The organism is Streptomyces scopuliridis RB72, assembly GCF_000718095.1.
GTDB lineage: Bacteria > Actinomycetota > Actinomycetes > Streptomycetales > Streptomycetaceae > Streptomyces > Streptomyces scopuliridis.
Genome location: NZ_JOEI01000028.1, coordinates 60,247 through 80,367 on the forward strand (window position 1 = coordinate 60,247; position 20,121 = coordinate 80,367).

Annotated in this window: 19 protein-coding genes; 4 read left to right on the forward strand and 15 right to left on the reverse strand. The window is 70.0% G+C overall.

Annotated features, from left to right (window positions below; genetic code table 11):
- Positions 1-2: 2 nt before the first annotated feature.
- Positions 3-1,367 carry a helix-turn-helix domain-containing protein gene (locus IF11_RS0129145; protein WP_030354748.1) on the reverse strand — a complete coding sequence of 455 codons (1,365 nt, stop codon included), beginning with the start codon at positions 1,365-1,367 and terminating at the stop codon, positions 3-5.
- Between the two features lie 333 nt (positions 1,368-1,700).
- On the opposite strand from IF11_RS0129145, the gene IF11_RS0129150 reads away from it, so the two are divergent.
- Complete coding sequence (locus tag IF11_RS0129150; protein WP_030354749.1) at positions 1,701-2,402, forward strand: DUF4232 domain-containing protein; 702 nt, start codon at positions 1,701-1,703, stop codon at positions 2,400-2,402.
- A 186-nt stretch (positions 2,403-2,588) separates the two neighbouring features.
- On the opposite strand, the gene hemB is transcribed toward IF11_RS0129150, so the two are convergent.
- The 6 genes from hemB to IF11_RS0129180 form a co-directional block, all read right to left on the reverse strand.
- Positions 2,589-3,578 carry a porphobilinogen synthase gene (gene hemB / locus IF11_RS0129155; RefSeq protein WP_030354750.1) on the reverse strand — a complete coding sequence of 330 codons (990 nt, stop codon included), beginning with the start codon at positions 3,576-3,578 and terminating at the stop codon, positions 2,589-2,591.
- A 247-nt stretch (positions 3,579-3,825) separates the two neighbouring features.
- Positions 3,826-5,484: a bifunctional uroporphyrinogen-III C-methyltransferase/uroporphyrinogen-III synthase gene (locus IF11_RS0129160; protein ID WP_030354751.1), complete on the reverse strand. Its 1,659-nt coding sequence runs from the start codon at positions 5,482-5,484 to the stop codon at positions 3,826-3,828.
- Positions 5,481-6,458, reverse strand: coding sequence for a hydroxymethylbilane synthase (hemC, locus tag IF11_RS0129165; RefSeq protein ID WP_030354752.1), 978 nt, complete (start codon positions 6,456-6,458; stop codon positions 5,481-5,483). The genes IF11_RS0129160 and hemC overlap by 4 nt, the downstream gene beginning before the upstream one ends.
- Positions 6,455-7,810 carry a glutamyl-tRNA reductase gene (locus IF11_RS0129170; protein ID WP_030354753.1) on the reverse strand — a complete coding sequence of 452 codons (1,356 nt, stop codon included), beginning with the start codon at positions 7,808-7,810 and terminating at the stop codon, positions 6,455-6,457. The genes hemC and IF11_RS0129170 overlap by 4 nt, the downstream gene beginning before the upstream one ends.
- Positions 7,807-8,643 carry a redox-sensing transcriptional repressor Rex gene (locus IF11_RS0129175; protein WP_030354754.1) on the reverse strand — a complete coding sequence of 279 codons (837 nt, stop codon included), beginning with the start codon at positions 8,641-8,643 and terminating at the stop codon, positions 7,807-7,809. The genes IF11_RS0129170 and IF11_RS0129175 overlap by 4 nt, the downstream gene beginning before the upstream one ends.
- A 365-nt stretch (positions 8,644-9,008) precedes the next feature.
- Positions 9,009-9,287 (reverse strand): glutaredoxin family protein, encoded by a 279-nt coding sequence (locus IF11_RS0129180; RefSeq protein ID WP_030354755.1) that lies wholly within the window; start codon positions 9,285-9,287, stop codon positions 9,009-9,011.
- A 158-nt stretch (positions 9,288-9,445) separates the two neighbouring features.
- Here IF11_RS0129180 and IF11_RS0129185 point away from each other — a divergent pair, with 158 nt between their 5' ends.
- The 3 genes from IF11_RS0129185 (at position 9,446) to IF11_RS0129195 (ending at position 13,064) form a co-directional block, all read left to right on the forward strand.
- On the forward strand, positions 9,446-10,390 hold the full coding sequence (locus tag IF11_RS0129185) for an HAD family hydrolase (RefSeq protein WP_030354756.1): 945 nt from the start codon (positions 9,446-9,448) through the stop codon (positions 10,388-10,390).
- Between the two features lie 366 nt (positions 10,391-10,756).
- The gene (locus IF11_RS0129190; protein WP_030354757.1) at positions 10,757-11,551 is read left to right on the forward strand and encodes an ECF subfamily RNA polymerase sigma factor, BldN family; all 795 of its coding nucleotides are present in this window, start codon (positions 10,757-10,759) and stop codon (positions 11,549-11,551) included.
- Between the two features lie 289 nt (positions 11,552-11,840).
- Entirely contained in the window at positions 11,841-13,064 is a 1,224-nt protein-coding gene (locus tag IF11_RS0129195; RefSeq protein WP_030354758.1) for a DUF5667 domain-containing protein, read from the forward strand.
- A gap of 76 nt (positions 13,065-13,140) precedes the next feature.
- On the opposite strand, the gene IF11_RS0129200 is transcribed toward IF11_RS0129195, so the two are convergent.
- From IF11_RS0129200 to IF11_RS0129230, 8 genes are all read right to left on the reverse strand, one after another.
- Positions 13,141-14,172, reverse strand: coding sequence for a lysophospholipid acyltransferase family protein (locus IF11_RS0129200; protein ID WP_030354759.1), 1,032 nt, complete (start codon positions 14,170-14,172; stop codon positions 13,141-13,143).
- Between the two features lies 1 nt (position 14,173).
- Positions 14,174-15,211 carry an NAD-dependent epimerase/dehydratase family protein gene (locus IF11_RS0129205; RefSeq protein ID WP_030354760.1) on the reverse strand — a complete coding sequence of 346 codons (1,038 nt, stop codon included), beginning with the start codon at positions 15,209-15,211 and terminating at the stop codon, positions 14,174-14,176.
- 161 nt (positions 15,212-15,372) lie between these two features.
- Positions 15,373-15,471 carry a 30S ribosomal protein bS22 gene (locus IF11_RS39520; RefSeq protein ID WP_003948845.1) on the reverse strand — a complete coding sequence of 33 codons (99 nt, stop codon included), beginning with the start codon at positions 15,469-15,471 and terminating at the stop codon, positions 15,373-15,375.
- A gap of 187 nt (positions 15,472-15,658) precedes the next feature.
- Positions 15,659-15,871, reverse strand: coding sequence for a helix-turn-helix domain-containing protein (locus tag IF11_RS0129210; protein ID WP_014046653.1), 213 nt, complete (start codon positions 15,869-15,871; stop codon positions 15,659-15,661).
- A 128-nt stretch (positions 15,872-15,999) separates the two neighbouring features.
- Complete coding sequence (locus IF11_RS0129215; RefSeq protein ID WP_030354762.1) at positions 16,000-16,815, reverse strand: phosphatase; 816 nt, start codon at positions 16,813-16,815, stop codon at positions 16,000-16,002.
- Between the two features lie 111 nt (positions 16,816-16,926).
- Positions 16,927-18,099 (reverse strand): acetoin utilization protein AcuC, encoded by a 1,173-nt coding sequence (locus IF11_RS0129220; protein ID WP_078490984.1) that lies wholly within the window; start codon positions 18,097-18,099, stop codon positions 16,927-16,929.
- Positions 18,068-19,288, reverse strand: a complete 1,221-nt coding sequence (locus tag IF11_RS0129225; RefSeq protein ID WP_030354764.1) for an MFS transporter — start codon at positions 19,286-19,288, stop codon at positions 18,068-18,070. Before IF11_RS0129225 ends, IF11_RS0129220 begins: the two co-directional genes overlap by 32 nt.
- A gap of 67 nt (positions 19,289-19,355) precedes the next feature.
- Positions 19,356-20,000: an HAD family hydrolase gene (locus IF11_RS0129230; RefSeq protein ID WP_030354765.1), complete on the reverse strand. Its 645-nt coding sequence runs from the start codon at positions 19,998-20,000 to the stop codon at positions 19,356-19,358.
- Positions 20,001-20,121 lie beyond the last annotated feature (121 nt).

The window sequence follows — 20,121 nt, forward strand, 5'->3', positions numbered from 1 at the left end:
GCTCAGCCCTTCGCGGCCACCCCCCACTCCGAGCCGCCCAGCGGGTAGTTGTACGACGGACGTCCCTCCGACCCGCTCGTACGGAAGGGCTTCCCGTTGTCGTCCACCCGGATGGTGCCGCGCCGCTCGCCGCTGGACCACTCCAGCTCCAGATACCAGCTGACGTCCCGCGCCTTCGAGGTGGCGGAGATGTAGAAGACCTCGGGGTCCGACTCGCTGACCTTGTACGGGAAGTCCCGCTGGCCCGCCTTGGGTACGGAACTGGGCCGGGCCGCGTCCAGGTTGACGGCGAAGGACTTCGTGCCCACGCCGCCGCCGCAGCCGACGCCCATCGCGTAGTCGGTCCAGGCGAGCGGGGCGTCGCTCTTCACGATCTTCACGCGCAGCGCTTGCAGGACGACCGTGTCGCTGCTCGTGCCCTGGAGGGTCAGTTCGATGAACTGACTGCCACTCGCGACCCCGCCGAGCGCGCCGACCCAGCCGGGCGCGTCCTGCTCAGTGGGCGGCGGGGGGACCTCCTCGGGCGGGCTGTCGATGAGGTAGTGCTGACTGCACGGGTCCTCGAAGGCGTACGGCCGGGTGTCCACCGACACCGGCACCGCGCCGTCGGAGGTCCCGCCGGGCGCCGTGGACTTCGTACCCGCGTGGGGGGAAGCGGGCGGGCTCGCGCTCCGGGAGGGGGAGACCGTGGGTGAGGCGGACGGCGATTCCTTGCCCTTGCCCTTGTCCTTGCCGTCCGACGAGGCGGAGGGCGACGCGCTCTCCCCGGCCCCCTGGTCCGGAGCCTCCGAGACCTCCGTTGCGGGAGAACGGTCGTCGGTCTGCGTGATGGCCCCGCTGCCGTAGGCGATGGCGGGAACGGCGACCGCCACGACCGCCACGGCGGCGAGAACGAGACGCAGGCGTTTGGTACGGGGGAGGCGGGCGATACGGGACCCGACGACGGGTTCCGGCTCGGGTCGCGGCTCCGGCGGGACTTCACGCTCAAGCTCGGGAGCGGTCTCGGCCGGGGCCGCGGCCTCACCGCCACCGTCACCCCCCGCGTCGGGCGCCGCGTCACCCCCCGCCTCAATCCCCGCGTCGGGCGCCGCCGATGCCGGCGGAGCCGACCGCGCCCGCCGTCTCGCCTCGTCCGCGAGGATCCACCGCCGGTGCAGCTCGACCAGCTCCTCGGCGTTCGCCCCGCACAGCCGCGCGAGCCGCTCCACCGACGCGTAATCGGTCGGCACGGCGTCCCCGTTGCAGTAGCGGTGCAGCGTGGACGTACTGACATGGAGCTTCCCGGCCAGGACGCCGTAACTGCGTCCCGAACGGTCCTTCAGCCCCCTGAGCAGTTCCGCGAAAGCCTCGGCCTCGGTCGTCGCCACTCGCTGTTCCCCCTCCTCATTCCCGCCGGTCCGTCCCAGGAACGCGTTCCAGGGAAACCACGTCTCCCCAGGTCAGGGTGTGTGTGAGCGTTCCAGCTTCCCCTATTCTCCCCTGCCGATTGCGGCCGCTTCCGGCGGCCCCGCAAGGTGAGTGCAGCACCAGCCGAACGGGGAGCAGCAATCAGAACCCGACTCCGTATCAGCGTGGTCGACGCGTTGGCCGTCGTCGTGCTGATCGCCTCCATTGCGGTCGTGCTCACGATCATCAACCGCCACTGACCGCAGCACCACCACACCACTCGACACCTCATCGAAACGGGGAGCTCAATCCTTATGCGTACGATCCGTCACCGCGCCGCCGCAGCCGCCGTCACCGCCCTTGTCGCCTCTCTCGCCCTCACCGCCTGCGGGTCCGGCGAATCCTCCGCCGCGAAGGACTCCGGAGGCGCCGCCGCGTCCCTCAGCACGGCGCCGTCGGCCGAGCAGCGGTCGACGGGGGACGACAAGCAGCAGACGCCGGCCGACCAGATCAGCAGCTCCGTCAGCAGCAAGTCCAAGACGGGCACTGACACCGGCAACACCGCCGGCAACAAGAGCAGCGACGGCGCCACCACCAAGTACACCGACTGCACCGGCGACAACACCAAGGTCAAGATCAGCCAGGTGAGCCGCCCGATCAACCACCTTCTCCTGACGGTCACCAACACCGGCAACAAGAACTGCGACGCCTACTACGCCCCCGCCCTCCGCTTCGACGACGCCCAGGCCGTCACGCAGATCATCGAGGAGAGCAAGCCGCAGGCCGTCGTCACCCTCGCCCCGGGTGAGTCCGCGTACGCCTCGATCGCCCTGGCCGGCGAGGAAGCCCCTGACATCCCGGTGAAGCAGCTGACCGTCCACTTCATGGGACGAGACAACCAGGGCTCGGTGGGCTCCCCGTCCGCCCCGCTCACGCTCCCCGCGGGAACACTGATCTCTGCCAGCACGTCCGTGACGTACTGGCTGAGGGACATGGCGGACGCCCTCACCTGGTGACGCCCTGACCGAGTGGCACCCCTGACCGAGTGGCACCCCTGACGGTGTGGCACCGCTGACGGAGTGGCACCGCTGACCTGATCGGGGCCCTGGCTGAACGACGGCCGGGGCCCCGATCAGGTCGCGACTGTCCCCCGTACCTCCGAGCCCCCACACCACCAGAGCCCCCACACCAGAGCCCCGACGTCAGAGCTTCTCCGCGACCTCCGTCGCCCAGTACGTCAGGATCATGTTCGCGCCCGCGCGCCTGATCCCGGTCAGGGTCTCCAGGATCGCCGCGTCGCGATCGATCCAGCCCTTCTCCGCCGCCGCCTCGACCATCGCGTACTCCCCGGAGATCTGGTACGCCGCGACCGGCACGTCCACCTCCGCCGCGATACGCGCCAGGATGTCCAGATACGGCAGCGCCGGCTTGACCATCACCATGTCGGCGCCCTCTTCGAGGTCGAGCGCCAGCTCGCGCAGAGCCTCCCGGGCGTTGGCCGGGTCCTGCTGGTAGGTCTTGCGGTCGCCCTTGAGCGAGGAGCCGACGGCCTCCCGGAACGGGCCGTAGAACGCCGACGAGTACTTCACGGTGTACGCGAGGATCGACACGTCCTCCCTGCCGATCGTGTCGAGCGCGTCGCGTACGACGCCGACCTGGCCGTCCATCATGCCGCTGGGGCCCACCACATGGGCGCCCGCGTCGGCCTGGACCTGGGCCATCTCGGCGTACCGCTCCAGGGTCGCGTCGTTGTCGACCCGCCCCTGGCCGTCCAGCACCCCGCAGTGGCCGTGGTCGGTGAACTCGTCCAGGCACAGGTCGGACATGACGATCAGGTCGTCACCGACCTCTTCCCGCACGGCGCGGATCCCGGCCTGGAGAATGCCGTCCGGGTCCGTGCCCGCCGTACCCGTCGCGTCCTTCTTGTCCTCCTCGGGGACGCCGAAGAGCATGATCCCGGAGACACCGGCCGAGGCCGCCTCCACCGCGGTCTTGCGCAGCGTGTCCAGCGTGTGCTGGACGACGCCGGGCATCGCGGAGATGGGAACGGGCCGGCTGACGCCCTCCCGTACGAACGCGGGAAGGATGAGATCCGCCGGGTGCAGCCGGGTCTCGGCCACCATCCGTCGCATCACCGGGTTCACCCGCAGCCGCCGGGGCCGCGAGCCGGGGAAGGATCCGTGCACAGTCATCGTCAGTCGCCTCTTGGGTCTGCTGCTTCGTCGGGCCCGGCCGACCGTCGGACCACCTTCGACCATAAACCCGGCATCCCCGCCCGTTTACCGACACCGCGACCGGGAAACGGGCCCGGGAACCGGTGGCGCGGACGGGTCCGGGAGCCGAAGCCGGAGGCGAGGCCGGAAACGACCGTGGGGCCCGGCCGCCTCGGCGACCCGGCCCCACATCGTTCGACATCGCTCAGCGACACCCGCCCGGCACTCAGGTCGTACGGCGCCTGCGGCTGCCCGGCCGGCGCTCGCTCGGCCGCGTGACCGTTTCGCCTGCCTCCTTCGCCGCCTCGCGACGCTGCGTGCCGAACGCGGCGAGCGCCTCGGCCAGCTTGTGCACCGACGGCTCCGGCGAGAGGACGTCGACGCGCAGCCCGTGCTCCTCGGCGGTCTTCGCCGTCGCGGGGCCGATACACGCGATCACCGTCACGTTGTGCGGCTTGCCCGCGATACCGACCAGGTTCCGCACGGTCGAGGACGAGGTGAAGAGCACGGCGTCGAAGCCGCCGCCCTTGATCGCCTCGCGGGTCTCGGCCGGCGGCGGCGAGGCGCGCACCGTGCGGTACGCGGTGACGTCGTCGACCTCCCAGCCCAGCTCGATCAGCCCCGCCACCAGCGTCTCGGTGGCGATATCGGCGCGCGGCAGGAACACCCGGTCGATCGGGTCGAAGACCGGGTCGTACGGCGGCCAGTCCTCCAGCAGCCCGGCCGCCGACTGCTCGCCGGACGGCACCAGATCCGGCTTCACCCCGAAGTCCACGAGCGACGCGGCGGTCTGCTCGCCCACCGCGGCGACCTTGATCCCGGCGAAGGCACGGGCGTCGAGCCCGTACTCCTCGAACTTCTCCCGTACCGCCTTGACCGCGTTGACGGAGGTGAACGCGATCCACTCGTAGCGGCCGGTGACCAGGCCCTTGACCGCGCGCTCCATCTGCTGGGGTGTGCGCGGCGGCTCGACCGCGATGGTCGGGACCTCGTGCGGGACCGCGCCGTACGACCTGAGCTGGTCGGAGAGCGACGCGGCCTGCTCCTTCGTCCGCGGGACGAGCACCTTCCAGCCGAACAGGGGCTTGGACTCGAACCACGCGAGCTGGTCGCGCTGCGCGGCGGCACTGCGCTCACCGACCACGGCTATGACGGGCTGGTGTCCCTCCGGGGAGGGCAGCACCTTCGCCTGCTTCAGGATCTGCGCGATGGTGCCGAGCGTGGCGTTCCAGGTGCGCTGACGGGTGGTCGTACCGGCGACGGTGACGGTCATCGGGGTGTCCGGCTTGCGGCCGGCCGCGACCAGCTCACCGGCGGCGCCCGCGACCGACTCCAGGGTGGTGGAGACGACGACCGTGCCGTCGCTCGCGCCGACCTCGGTCCAGCACCGCTCGCTGGCGGTCCTGGCGTCCACGAGCCGTACGTCCGTGCCCTGCGCATCGCGCAGCGGTACCCCGGCGTACGCCGGCACACCGACCGCGGCGGCGATGCCGGGGACGACTTCGAAGGGAATGCCCGCGGTGGCACAGGCGAGCATCTCCGTGCCCGCGTCGCCGTCCAGCCCCGGGTCACCGGAGACCGCACGTACGACCCGCTTGCCGCCCCGCGCGGCCTCCATGACAAGATTGGCCGCATCCCGGATCGCGGGGATCCCGGCGGCTGCTGACACATCGTCAACAACCGTCAGCGCTGGGGTGTGCACACCCGCCCTGGCATGGCTGCGTACGACTTCGAGCACATCAGGCTCGGCAATCAGTACATCCGCCCCCGCGAGCGCCTCGACGGCGCGGAGTGTCAGCAGACCCGGATCTCCGGGTCCGGCACCGAGGAAGGTGACGTGCCCCGATGCGGAGCAGGCTGGAAGGTCAGAGGTGGTGGGGCTCAAAGTGCTCGCTCCCCCATAAGACCGGCCGCACCCTTGGCGAGCATCTCGGACGCGAGTTCGCGACCGAGCGCGATGGCGTCGCCGTGCGACGTGGGTACGGGACCGGTGGTGGACAGCTGCACCAGCGTCGAGCCGTCGGGCGTGCCGACGACGCCGCGCAGGCGCATTTCGTTGACAACCTGTCCGTCGGCCAGCAGGTCGGCCAACGCACCCACGGGTGCGCTGCAGCCGGCCTCCAGGGCGGCGAGCAGGGAACGCTCGGCGGTCACGGCGGCCCGGGTGTACGGGTCGTCGAGCTCGGCGAGCACTGCGGCGAGGTCCACGTTGACCGCGGCGCACTCGACAGCAAGGGCCCCCTGGCCGGGGGCGGGCAGGACCGTGTCGTCCGACAGGAACTCGCTCACCTCGCCGATCCGGCCGATGCGGTGAAGCCCGGCGGCGGCGAGCACGACCGCGTCGAGCTCCCCTCCGCTGACATAGCCGATCCGCGTGTCGATGTTCCCGCGGATCGGTACGGTTTCGATGGTGCGGCCGTGGTTGCGCGCGTACGCGTTGAGCTGCGCCATCCGGCGCGGCGACCCCGTACCGACCCGGGCGCCGGCGGGCAGCTCCTCGAAGGTCAGCCCGTCGCGCGCGATCAGCACGTCCCGGGGGTCCTCGCGGCGCGGCACGGCCGCCAGCGTCAGATCGTCGGGCTGGGTCGTCGGCAGATCCTTGAGGGAGTGCACGGCGAAGTCGACCTCGCCCGCCAGCAGCGCGTCGCGCAGCGCGGTGACGAAGACGCCCGTGCCGCCGATCTGCGCGAGGTGCTCGCGGGAGGTGTCGCCGTACGTGGTGATCTCGACCAGCTCCACCGGCCGCCCGGTCAGCTCACGCACGGCATCCGCCACCTGGCCGGACTGTGCCATGGCGAGCTTGCTGCGCCTGGTTCCGAGCCTCAGCGGCTTCTCGGGCCTCAGTGCCTTCTCGGTCATACTCGCCCTCTGCCTACACCGTCGGTGTCATTCAGGTCGGCCCGGCTGACGGCGGCGACCGTCTGCGGGTCGAGGTCGAAGAGTTCGCGCAGCGCGTCCGCGTACCCGGCACCGCCGGGCTCGCCTGCCAGCTGCTTGACCCGCACGGTGGGCGCGTGCAGGAGTTTGTCGACGACGCGGCGCACGGTCCTGGTGATCTCGGCGCGCTGCTTGTCGTCAAGACCGGGGAGCCTGCCTTCGAGGCGCGCGACCTCGCTGCTCACCACATCGGCGGCCATGGCACGCAGCGCGACCACGGTCGGTGTGATGTGAGCGGCGCGCTGGGCTGCGCCGAAGGCCGCCACCTCGTCGGAGACGATGGTGCGTACCTGATCGACGTCGGCGGCCATGGGTGCGTCGGCGGACGCCTCGGCCAGCGACTCGATGTCCACGAACCGGACCCCGCCGAGGCGGTGCACGGCGGCGTCGATGTCCCGGGGCATCGCGAGGTCGAGCAGGGCCAGCTGGGACGTACGGCCCTGCAGCGCCGCCTCGACGGCGGCCGCGCTCAGCACCAGACCGGTCGCGCCCGTGCAGGACACGACCACATCGGCGCGGGGCAGCTCGTCGGCGAGGGCGTTCATGTCCACGGCGCGCGCGAGGACGCCCGTGGAGCCGGGCTCGGTCAGGATCTGTACGAGCCGGTCGGCGCGCGCGGCCGTGCGGTTGGCGATGACGATCTCGTCGACGCCGACCCGCGCGAGCGTCGCGGCGGCCAGCGAGGACATCGATCCGGCGCCGATCACCACCGCGGACTTCTTCTTGGCCCAGGCGTCCACGGCGGTGCCGGCGGCGAGCTGCTCCAGGCCGAAGGTGACGAGCGACTGCCCGGCCCGGTCGATCCCGGTCTCGCTGTGGGCGCGCTTGCCGACCCGCAGGGCCTGCTGGAAGAGGTCGTTCAGCAGCCGGCCCGCGGTGTGCAGCTCCTGCCCCAGCGCCAGCGCGTCCTTGATCTGGCCGAGGATCTGGCCCTCGCCGACGACCATCGAGTCCAGCCCGCAGGCCACCGAGAAGAGATGGTGGACGGCCCGGTCCTCGTAGTGCACATAGAGATACGGGGTGAGCTCCTCCAGGCCGACACCGCTGTGCTGCGCGAGGAGCGTGGACAGCTCGGCGACCCCGGCGTGGAACTTGTCGACGTCGGCGTAGAGCTCGATGCGGTTGCAGGTGGCGAGGACCGCGGCCTCGGTCGCGGGCTCCGCGGCGAGCGAGTCCTGCAACAGCTTGATCTGCGTGTCGGTGGCAAGGGACGCCCGCTCCAGCACACTCACCGGTGCGCTGCGGTGGCTCACTCCGACGACCAGGAGACTCATGCCGGCATCACCGCGGGAACGTCCCCGTCGGGTCCCTTCCGGTTCGCGGCGGCGCTGTCCGCCTCCGGCGCGTCCACGTCCGCGTCGGCGTCCGCATCCGCGGCGTCCACCTCCGCGGCGCCCACCGCGCTCCCGCGCTCGGCGGCCGACGCCGCTTCCGCGGCGGCCCCCTCACCGGCCTTGCGCTGCTCGTGGAAGGCGAGGATCTGGAGCTCGATGGAGAGGTCGACCTTACGTACGTCCACACCGTCCGGCACGGTGAGCACCGTCGGCGCGAAGTTGAGGATCGAGGTCACACCGGCGGCGACCAGCCGCTCGCAGACCTGCTGGGCGGCGCCCGCGGGGGTCGCGATGACCCCGATCGAGACGCCGTTGTCGGTGATGATCTTCTCCAGCTCGTCCGTGTGCTGGACCGGCATCCCGGCGACCGGCTTGCCTGCCATAGCGGGGTCGGCGTCTATGAGCGCGGCCACCCGGAACCCACGGGAGGCGAACCCGCCGTAGTTGGCGAGCGCGGCGCCGAGGTTACCGATACCGACGATGACGACCGGCCAGTCCTGCGTCAGCCCCAGCTCGCGGGAGATCTGGTAGACGAGGTACTCGACGTCGTAGCCCACACCCCGGGTCCCGTAGGAGCCGAGATAGGAGAAGTCCTTCCGCAGCTTGGCGGAGTTGACCCCGGCCGCGGTCGCGAGCTCTTCGGAGGAGACCGTGGGTACGGAACGCTCGGACAGAGCGGTCAGCGCCCGCAGATACAGCGGAAGCCTGGCGACGGTGGCCTCGGGGATTCCTCGGCTACGGGTCGCCGGTCGGTGAGTTCGGCCAGTTGCCACGGTGCTCCTGCGGGATGAGCGAGGCTGCAGGCGGTCGTATGTCCCTGGACCGCCCCGTCGAATGCAGGTTATGTCTTTGTGAACGCGTGCACAAAGATTGTGTCCGCTTTGTCCGAGCAAAGTGACCGGGGTCACGCGCGTTGATCCCGCGAGAGCGGAACCGAAGACCGCGTCAACCCGTTGCACACACGAAGGGGGCAAAACCGCACACACTCCTCACGAATACGCCCCCGAGACCGCTCCCCTTGTCCTCCCGGGACCGATCCCCGGACGCCCGGCGGCACCTCGGGACCGCCCTCGCGGCCCGGAGCATGATCACCAGAGAAAACCCAGCAAAGCGCCCACGATGGTAACCGCCTTTCCCTTCAGCCCCCCAGTTCCCGGCGGAGGCGATCGGCGTCGACTCGCCAGAATGTGTGCTGCTCCCCGTCCACCAGGACCACCGGAATCTGCTCCCAGTACGCACGATGCAGCGCCTCGTCCTGATTAATATCCTTTTCCTCCCATGATGCTCCGGTCTCCGCGCACACCGTTTCGATCACGGCGCGGGCATCGTCACAGAGATGGCATCCGGGCTTCGAGACAAGCGTCACCATCCGCTCGCCGGCCTTCTTCTTCGTCGTACGTCGCAGCAGAGGACTCATGCGGCCATTCTCCGCCCGCGCCGTCCGCGGAGGCCCCGGTTGTCCACAGCCGGGACAGGATCGCCTGATCAGCGGATTAACGCACCGGCCGCGGAGAGTTCACCCGGCGGCATCCCCACACGTCGGGAAGTACCGAACAGACTGGCTATGCTCACGATATGGCCGCACTGGGATGGCTCACCCCCCGTAAGCGCTCCGCCACCGCACGGAGCGTGCTCGCAGGCGAGGCCGCAGCCGAGGCAGGACTCAGGTCCACACAGGAGTCACACGCCGCGTCGGAGGCCGAGACCGCCGCCAAGGCCGACGAGGTGCCCGACTTCCCCGTCTTCGGCGACAACCGCGCCGCCGCCTTCTTCGATCTCGACAACACCGTGATGCAGGGCGCCGCGATCTTCCATCTCGGCCGCGGCCTGTACAAGCGGAAGTTCTTCCAGCGCCGCGAACTCGCCCGGTTCGCCTGGCAGCAGGCCTGGTTCCGGCTGGCCGGGGTCGAGGACCCCGAGCACATGCAGGACGCCCGCGACAGCGCCCTGTCCATCGTCAAGGGCCACCGGGTCTCCGAGCTGATGTCCATCGGCGAGGAGGTCTACGACGAGTACATGGCCGACCGGATCTGGCCCGGCACCCGCGCGCTCGCCCAGGCCCACCTGGACGCGGGCCAGCAGGTCTGGTTGGTGACGGCCGCGCCCGTCGAGACCGCGACGATCATCGCCCGCCGGCTCGGCCTGACCGGCGCCCTCGGCACCGTCGCCGAGTCGATCGACGGCGTCTACACCGGCAAGCTCGTCGGCGAACCGCTGCACGGCCCCGCGAAGGCCGAGGCCGTCCGCGCCCTGGCCGCCACCGAGGGCTTCGACCTGGACCGCTGCGCGGCGTACAGCGACTCGCACAACGACATCCCGATGCTCTCGCTGGTCGGACACCCGTACGCCATCAATCCGGACACCAAGCTCCGCAAGCACGCGCGCCGGCTGGACTGGCGGCTGCGCGACTACCGGACCGGCCGCAAGGCGGCCAAGGTCGGTATCCCGGCGGCGGCCGGAGTGGGCGCCCTCGCGGGCGGCACGGCGGCCGCGGTCGCCCTGCACCGCCGCCGCCGCTGACTCGTTGCGGCCGGCCCGGCCGCAACGAGAGACACGCCCGGGAGACACGCCGCCGGGAGACAAATCGACACGTACGGCCCTGCGGGAGTCCCCGCGGGGCCGTACGTACGTCTGTCACTCAGGCACAACCCATCACGAGAGCAGGCAGATCTTGACGCAATCCGATCAGTAAATGGTCACGATGTGCGACTAGATACGCCGCATAGGCGTCATGGAAGCGACGTAATCGATGATTTGAGCAACTGGGTGTAGCACTGCCTGTACGAAGCGTTATTCTCCTCAGACGCATACCGGACCCCACACGTCGCCACGACGAGTGAACGGTCCCGCACTGCACGTGATGGAAGCTCTGCCTCTGGGAGTCCCGTGTACCCACACGTCGGGGTTGACGCCTCGGGCCTGGCTACGCTGCGCGCAACGGTCCTCGACCACTTGCGCGGCTTCGTCCCCACCGCGTACGCCGTCCCCGCCTTCGCCGCACCGGCCCCTGCCGTGAGCGGCCCTATCGGTCCTTGTTATGCCCTGGCGAGCGGCGGTGCGGCGGTCGGCAGACGGGGGAGCCGAAGCAGCGCCGCCGCCTCGACCACCGCCCGTCGGCCCAGCGCCGACAGCGACAGCGCCCGCATGATGGAACTCGTCGAGCGCGCCCAGGCCGGTGAGGCCGAGGCCTTCGGCCGGCTGTACGACCAGTACAGCGACACCGTCTACCGTTATATCTACTACCGCGTGGGCGGGAAGGCGACCGCGGAGGATCTCACCAGCGAGACATTCCTGCGCGCCTTGCGCCGGATCTCCACCTTCACCTGGCAGGGGCGCGACTTCGGCGCCTGGCTGGTCACGATCGCCCGGAACCTGGTCGCGGACCATTTCAAATCGAGCCGTTTCCGACTCGAAGTGACCACGGGCGAAATGCTCGACGCCAACGAGGTGGAGCGCAGCCCGGAGGACTCCGTCCTGGAGTCCCTCTCGAACGCGGCGCTGCTCGAAGCCGTACGCAAACTCAACCCGCAGCAGCAGGAGTGCGTCACACTGCGCTTCCTGCAAGGTCTCTCGGTCGCCGAGACGGCCCGCGTCATGGGCAAGAACGAAGGAGCGATCAAAACTTTGCAGTACCGAGCCGTACGAACACTGGCCCGGCTGCTGCCCGAAGACGCCCGCTGACCCCACGACCGACCGCCGCTGCCCCCCACCCTCCACCAGCCGGCCGTCCCCCCTCTGCCCACCCCCCACCTCGGACCCAACTCACAGTCGGTGACGCCTCGGTGACGCGCTGGTCCGATCATCCTTCGCGCGTAACCCATGTGCCGCGCCGCTCGTTGTGCGGGATGCAGGCTCCCTGCGGTCACGCCATGCCCGCAGCCACTCACTCAATCGTGTGGATGTGCTCAAGGCGTGCAACCTTCCGGAACCCCAGGGGAGTCGATCGTCATGACGAGAGGAGGTGCCGCCAGTGATCGCGAACGTTTCGGCACACCGGCGGGCGAACGCCTTCGCCCAGGCCCTGGAAGACCAGACGGTCCAGGGCGCGGCGGCCGAACAGCCCGCCGAGTCGGCCGAACCGGCCGAACAGGGGCGGCTGTTGGCCCTGGCGAGTGGTCTCGGTGAACTGCCGAAACCGACGCTGGACCCCGAGGTCAAAATGGTGCAACGGGCACAGCTCGTGGCAGCCATGGAGGCCATGCTGCTGGAGGGCACAGCCGCCGGGGGGGCGACTCCGGGCCCTACGGTGCCGGAGCAGCGCAAGTCCGGACGGGGCGCCCACCGGGCCTCCCGCCTCCGGAGATTGCGCCTCAGATCCCGCTGGTCCAAGAGCCTTGCGGCGGGCGGGCTCACAGTCGGTGTGGCGGCGGGCGCCTTCGGCGGCGTCGCCGCTGCCAGCTCCGACGCCCTGCCCGGTGACTCGCTGTACGGGCTGAAACGAGGAATGGAGGACTTCAAGCTCAATCTCGCGGACGACGAGTCCGACCGCGGCGGGCTGTATCTCGACCACGCCTCGACCCGGCTCAACGAGACCCGCCGGCTGATGGAGCGGGGCCGCTCCGGCCGGCTCGACCATGAATCCATGGCCGAGATCCGGCGCACGCTGAGCGGGATGAAGCACGACGCCGCCGAGGGCCACCGCCTGCTCCATCAGGCATACGAACGGGATGGCTCGCTCGGCCCGATCGCCACGCTCTCGTCGTTCTCCGCCTCGCACCGCCAGGCCTGGAACGGGCTCCGCGAACGCCTGCCCGTACAGCTGACGGACGTCGGCGACGAAGTCAGTTCCGTCTTCGACGCCATAGACGAAGAGGTCGCTCCGCTGCAGTCACTGCTGCCGCGCGCGCCGGAGAAACACGCGGGAGCCACGCGCCCCGGCTCCACACCCGACTCCGCCGACTCCGGCCGTCCGAGCCAACCCTCGCCCTCCGCACCGAGCGAGGGCGGCGGAAGCGGCTCGCACGCCAGCGACCGGCCCGACCCGTCGGGACCGGACGCGGACAGCGCGTCCGAGGAGGGCCTGCTCGGCGGCAGCACGGGCGGCCTGCTCGACCCGCCGCACAGCAGCGTCACCCCGTCCCCGTCCGAGAACCAGGACAGCTCCGACCGTCCCGGACCGGACGTCACGATCCCGCCGCTGCTGCCGGATCTGCTGCCCGGACTCGGCATCAAGGCCGAGGACGCGGGTCAGTAAAAGCGGATCAGTTACGCGTGAGGGGCAGTGCTCCCCCGGAGCACCGCCCCTCATGCATGCGGGCACGCACAGGGACTCAGAAGAACACCGACCGCCGCTGCACCAGCAATTTGTAGAGCGTGTGCTGGATCTGCTCGCGGACCTGGTCCGTCAGATTGAACATCAGCATCGGATCCTCCGCCGCCTCCGGCGGATAGCCGTCCGTCGGGATCGGCTCACCGAACTGGATCGTCCACTTCGTCGGCAGCGGCAGCATCCCCAGCGGCCCCAGCCACGGGAATGTCGGCGTGATCGGGAAGTACGGCACGCCCAGCAGCCGCGCCAGCGTCCGCGAGTTGCCGATCATCGGATAGATCTCCTCGGCGCCCACGATCGAGCACGGCACGATCGGCACCCCCGCGCGCAGCGCCGTCGACACGAACCCGCCCCGGCCGAACCGCTGAAGCTTGTACCGGTCGCCGAACGGCTTGCCGAGCCCCTTGAAGCCCTCCGGCATCACCCCGACGACCTCGCCGCGCTGGAGCAGCGTCTCGGCGTCCTCCGCGCACGCCAGGGTGTGCCCGGCCTTCCGCGCCAGCTCGTTGACCACGGGCAGCATAAAGACCAGATCGGCCGCCAGCAGCCGCAGATGCCGGTCCGCCGGATGGTTGTCGCGGACGGCGACCTGCATCATCAGCCCGTCCAGCGGCAGCGTCCCCGAGTGATTGGCCACCACGAGCGCCCCGCCGTCCGACGGGATGTTCTCGATGCCCTTCACCTCGACCCGGAAGTAGTTCTCGTAGATCGGCCGGATCAGCGACATCAGGACCTGGTCGGTGAGTTCCTTGTCGTACCCGAACTCGTCGATGTCGTACTCGCCGGTGACCCGCCGGCGCAGAAACGCCAGCCCGCCCGCGAGCCGCCGCTCCCAGCCGCCCGCGGGGGCCGGTTCCGGTTCCGGTTCCGGTACGGGCGCCAGCGGTGCCGGGTTGCGCACGGGACCCGGTCCCGCCCCCGGCCCCTGCGAGCGCTTCGGAGCACCGTCCTTGGCGTGCTGCCGCCGGCCGCCGGCGGATCCACGCCTCGGCCTCGGTTCATCACCGAAGGGGATGACCTTGGCATCGGCCATGTCAGATGCGCTCCTTGCTGACGAGAGTGGAGAGCCGGTCGACGGTACGGGCCACCGCCTCGGGCGGCAGCAGCCCGGCGCCCTGGGCGCGCGCGAAGTCCGCGAAGGCCTCCGCGGTCGTATACCGGGGCACAAAGCCCAGTGTCTCGCGCATCTGGGCCGTGCTGACCACCCGGCCATGGGTCAGCAGCCTGATCTGTTCCGGCGCGAAGTCCGTCATCCCGACCGTACGCAGCGCCGTACCGACCCAGGTCACGGCGGGCAGCGGAACGGGCACCGTGGGCCGCCCCAGCCGCCGTGAGCACTGCGAGAGCAGCAGCACGCCCTCACCGGCGACATTGAAGGTCCCGCTGTTGAGCGTCCCGCGCCGCGGCTCGTCGGAGGCGATCAGCAGGACGTCGACCACATCGTCCTCATGGACGAACTGGAGCCGCGGGTCGTAGCCGAAGACCGTCGGCAGCACGGGCAGCGAGAGATATTCGGCGAGCGGGGAATCCGCCGCGGGCCCCAGGATATTCGCGAAGCGCAGCACACAGACCGCCACATCCGGTCTGCGGCGCGCGAAGCCGCGTACGTATCCCTCGACCTCCACCGCGTCCTTGGCGAAGCCGCCGCTCGGCAGCGATTTGGGCGGCGTGGTCTCGGTGAAGACCGCCGGATCGCGGGGCGCGGAACCGTACACACTCGTACTGGACTTGACCACCAGCCGCTTCACCGTCGGCGATTTCTGGCAGGCGCCGAGCAGCTGCATCGTCCCGATGACGTTGGTCTCCTTGACGGCGGTACGCCCGCCGGAGCCCAGCGGAGTGCCCGTCACATCCAGATGGACGACGGTGTCGACTCCGTGCTCGGCCAGGATCCGCGCGATGACCGGCTGCCGGATATCCGCGCGGACGAATTCCGCCCCGCCCAACTCATGCGCGGGCGCCACCGCGTCCACGGCGATGACCCGGTCCACATCGGAATCGCGCTGAACGCGCCGTACGAAACGGCCTCCGAGCTGACGGGCCGCTCCTGTCACGAGCACGACCTTGCCCAAGATCAGCGCCTTCCCCTGAAAGTCTCCGTGGGCGCCACCGTATCGGGTCGGTATCGCGCCATGGTGACCGTACGGCGCGCCACACCATTTCTTTGACCCGCAAGCACCGCGGCCCTCCCACCGTGTCGGTGGAAGGGCCGCGAATGCACGATCAGCTGCCGCTACTTCTTGTTACGACGCTGAACGCGGGTGCGCTTGAGCAGCTTGCGGTGCTTCTTCTTGGCCATCCGCTTACGCCGCTTCTTGATAACAGAGCCCACGACTACCCTCGCTCACTTCTCTTCACTCGGTGCGGGGCGTCTGGGCCCACACGACCTACGTCGGCCTAGCCTACCCGCCGCCGAGTGAGGGGCGTAATCCGAGGGACACCCGAGGTGATTCTCCCGGCGCCACGCACCCCGTCGCGACGCTCGCCGCGACGGGGAACGAGCCGTACCGGTCTCGGCATCACGCAGACTCGACCCCCACAAATGACTCGCGGAGGTACTCGTGAACCGCTTGCTCCGGAACCCGGAATGACCTGCCCACCCGGATCGCCGGCAGATGACCGCTGTGCACCAAGCGGTACACGGTCATCTTCGACACTCGCATCACTGAGGCGACTTCCGCCACGGTAAGGAACTTGACCTCGTTGAGAGGCCTCTCGCTGCCAGCAGCCATGACCCACCTGTACCTTCCGCACGCGACGGCCACCGGCTTCCCCTCCGGTAACTCTTCGTCGCTGTGCGCTCACTCACCAGACTAGGGGCGGGTGATGCGAGTGGGGAAGAGGAGCAGCCTTCGGCCGCCTACTGTGACAGACACGCCTGATTGAGTACATAGCGCGTAAGCGGCCGGTAGTAATCAGACCGCACGGCGTCATCGAGGGGAACGGCCACGGACACCCGCCCCTCCGCCTCCCCGACGAACAGCGCGGGGTCGTCCGTATCGGCGAGACCGATGGCCTCAATGCCCAGCTGACCTGCCCCGCAGACCCATCCGTGGTCGCCCACGACGAGCTCGGGCAGCGGGCCCCCGGACTCCGCCACCCCCTCCAGAGCCACCCGGACCGGCAGTGGTGAATGGGTGTGCGCGCCGGTCTCACGCCCCGCGCATCGCACGCCGGGATCCCGCATCAGCGCGACTCCCCGTACGTAGTCAAGGTTGTACGTACGTACCCCGAACCGGGTCGTTATGTCGACAGATCGCCCCTGCGCGGGAGTGAGGACGAGACATCCCGCCGCCGACAAAGCGTCTGCCAGCTCCGCGTAGAACCCGAGCAGCCGATGCGGATGCCCGGTCCCGAGCAGCACCGGAGCCCTCCGCTCCGCAACGGCGCCCAGCCGGCCGGCGAACGCGTCCAGCGCGGTCAGCGTCCGCTCGGGATCGATGACATCAGAACCCGACACGTGATCGGAATCGGCGGAAACTCCACACTTGTCGGCCATGAGCTTGAGCAAGTCCTGCTCATTCCATGCCCATTCCGGATCGAGTCCGAGCATCACGCGCGGATCGCGTGCGGCGAAGAGACGGTAGCTGCGCAGGCTCGCCTCGCGCGAGGTGGCCACGGGTCCGGCCAGTCTGGCCGCCAGCAGATGCGCCCGCAGCGCTCCGGTGCTCAACACCCGCTCGATCCTGCCGCTTACGGCACTCCGGCGGGCTGGAACCCCTGATTCACCGCACAGTTGGCGTAACAGCGAACCGTGACGGCGAGCCGGCTGACGGCCCGGCGGTCACTACGCCAGCAGCCCCCGCAGCGGGAACACCGCCTTGCGCGTCGCCAGCACCGCCTGGTCCAGCCGGTCCGCCGGATCGTATCCGGCATCCCACGGCTGCCAGGCCGGCGTCCGCCCGTCCGTCATCCGCCCTGGACCCAGCTGCCGCGTCCGCGCGTACACCTCGTCCCGCCAGGACTCCGGCACCTCCGACAGCGGATCGATCGGCGCGTGCGCGGCGATCGCCACCAGATGGGTCCAGGACCGCGGCACCACATCGACGACCGCGTACCCGCCGCCGCCCAGCGCGACCCACCGCCCGCCGTCCACATACTCGTGCACCAGGTCATGACAGGACGCCTGCACCGCGCGCTGCGCGTCGAGCGACACCGCGAGATGCGCCAGCGGATCCTCGAAATGCGTATCCGCGCCGTGCTGCGTCACCAGCACCTGCGGCCGGAAGTCCGCCAGCAGCTCGGGCACCACCGAGTGGAACGCCCGCAGCCAGCCCTCGTCCCCCGTCCCGGCCGGCAGCGCCACATTCACCGCGCTGCCCTCGCCCGCGCCGCCACCGGTCTCCTCAGCCCAGCCGGTCTGTGGGAAGAGCGTCCGCGGGTGCTCGTGCAGCGACACCGTCAGCACCCGGGGGTCCTCCCAGAACGCCGTCTGGACACCGTCCCCGTGATGCACGTCCACATCGATGTACGCGACCCGCTCCGCGCCCAGCTCCAGGAGCCGCGCGATCGCCAGGGCCGCGTCGTTGTAGATACAGAACCCGGACGCCGCCCCGGGCATGGCGTGGTGCAGCCCGCCGGCGAAGTTCACGGCGTGCGCGGTCTCCCCGCGCCACACCGCCTCGGCCGCACCGACCGACTGCCCGGCGATCAGCGCCGACGTCTCGTGCATCCCCGCGAAGGCCGGATCGTCCGGCGTGCCGAGGCCGTACGACCCGTCGGCACCGCGCGGATCCAGCGAGGCCCGCCGTACCGCGTCCACATACTCCTGCTGGTGGACGAGGCGCAGCGTCGAATCCCCGGCGGCCGGCGCGGCCACCACGTCCGCCGCCCGGTCCAGTCCGTACGCCCGCACCAACCCCATGGTCAGCACGAGCCGTACCGGATCCATCGGATGGCTGGGCCCGAAGTCGTATCCCGTTACTGCGTCATCCCACATCAACCGTGCGCGGCCGCTCATGCCCGCCACCGTATCGGTCCTGCTCCGTCCCGAACGAGCGGGCGTACACGAGCGTCACCAAAACCATCACCATAGGTACGAGCATCGCGCCCCGGTAGCTCCACACGTCCCCAAGCGCCCCCACCAGCGGCGATCCGATCAGGAAGCCCACGTAGTTGAAGATATTGAGCCGGGCCACGGCCGTGTCACTTGCGGCGGGAAACAGTCGTCCGGCCGCCGCGAATGTCTGCGGCACGATCACACACAGCCCGAGCCCGAGCATCGTGAACCCGAGGATCCCCATCCAGGCGCCGGACGCCGACGCCACCACCGCGAACCCGGCCCCCGCGAGCAGCGACCCGCACCGCACGACGGCCACGGGACCGAACCGCCGCACGCCCAGATCCCCGACCGCACGCCCCAGCAGTGTGGTGACCATATAGGCGTTGTACGGAACAGTCGCCAGCTCCTCCGAGCTGCCGAGGACGTCCTGGAGGTACTTGGCGCTCCAGTTCGACACGGTGGAGTCGCCGATATAGGCGAAGGCCATGACGAGGCAGAGCGGCAGGAGCAGCTTGAACGCGACTGACTTGCCCGCGACTGACTCGCCCGCGGCGCCTGCGGATCGCTCTGTGCCCCTACGGTCGTCGTCGGCGTCCGCGTACCAACGGCTGCCGATCAGCGCGGCCGGCAACAGCACGGCCACCACCGGGAGATACGACACCAGCAGCGACAGATCCCAGTGCGCGCCCGCCCAGGCCAGCGAGGCCCCGGCGATCCCACCGAGGCTGTACGCGGCGTGGAAGCCGAGCATGATGCTCCGGCCGTACGCCCGTTGAAGACTCACCCCGAGCATGTTCATCGACGCGTCCAACGCCCCGACCGACAGCCCGAACGCCGCCAGGGCGATGCCGAGCTGCCACACCTCGCCACCGGCCCCCGCACCGAGGAGCGACAGCAGGACGACGGGCTGCGCCCAGCGCAACACCACCCCGGGCCGCACTCGCGCGACCAGCTTCTCGGTGATGACGCTGCCGACGCCGGCGAGGACCGGCACGGCGGCGAGGAAGGCGGGGAGAAGCGCGTCGGATATTCCGTACCGGTCCTGGATGGCGGGGATACGCGTCACGAGCAGGGCGAAGGTCACCCCCTGGACGAAGAAGCTCAGCGCCAGAGAGAGCCGACCGTGCCGCAAGCGCGCGTCTGTCATGGCCGGACAGCGTAGGACGCTCCTCTACCCATGGGTAGATGGATCCCACGGCGGATCCGGGAGCGGATCAGGCAAGCAGTCCCGGCAGTTCGGCCATCCTGCTGAAGTAACCGGTGGCGCCCGGGAGCTGGTCGGCCGGCGTCATCGCCGTGAACGCGTACACATCCATACCCGCGGCCCTGGCGGCCCGCACCCCGAGGGGGCTGTCCTCCACGACGGCACAGCGCTCGGGTGCCACGCCCATGCGCTCGGCGGCGTGCAGGAAGAGATCGGGCGCCGGCTTGCCCCGCCCGACATCCTGCGCGCTGAAGATGACGCTGTCCTCGAACCACCGGCTCAGCCCGGTCTTCCGGTGCCCGACGCGAATCCGCTCATGGCTCCCGGAGGAGGCGACACAGTACGACACCCCATCGCCGACCAGCTTCTCCAGCACCTCGGTCACACCGTCGACGGGCTCCAACTCCCGCTCGAAGGCGGCGAAGACACGAGCGTGCAGGGTGTCGTCGAAGTCCGCGGGCAGAAGACGACCGGTCCGTTCCTTCACCAGGTCGTGGACGCGATGAACAGCGGCTCCCATGTAGTCCCGAAGGGAGTCCTCGTAGGAGGTGGGATGGCCGAGTTCGGTGAGATAGGCGGCCAGGATGGTGTTGGAGAGCGGCTCGCTGTCGACGAGGACACCGTCATTATCGAAGATGATCAGTTCGTAGCGCATGTACTGAGCCTAATCCGGACCCTGAACGCAGAAATGCCCCGCACCAGAAGGTGCGGGGCATTCCCACAATAATTGTTCGGCGGCGTCCTACTCTCCCACAGGGTCCCCCCTGCAGTACCAT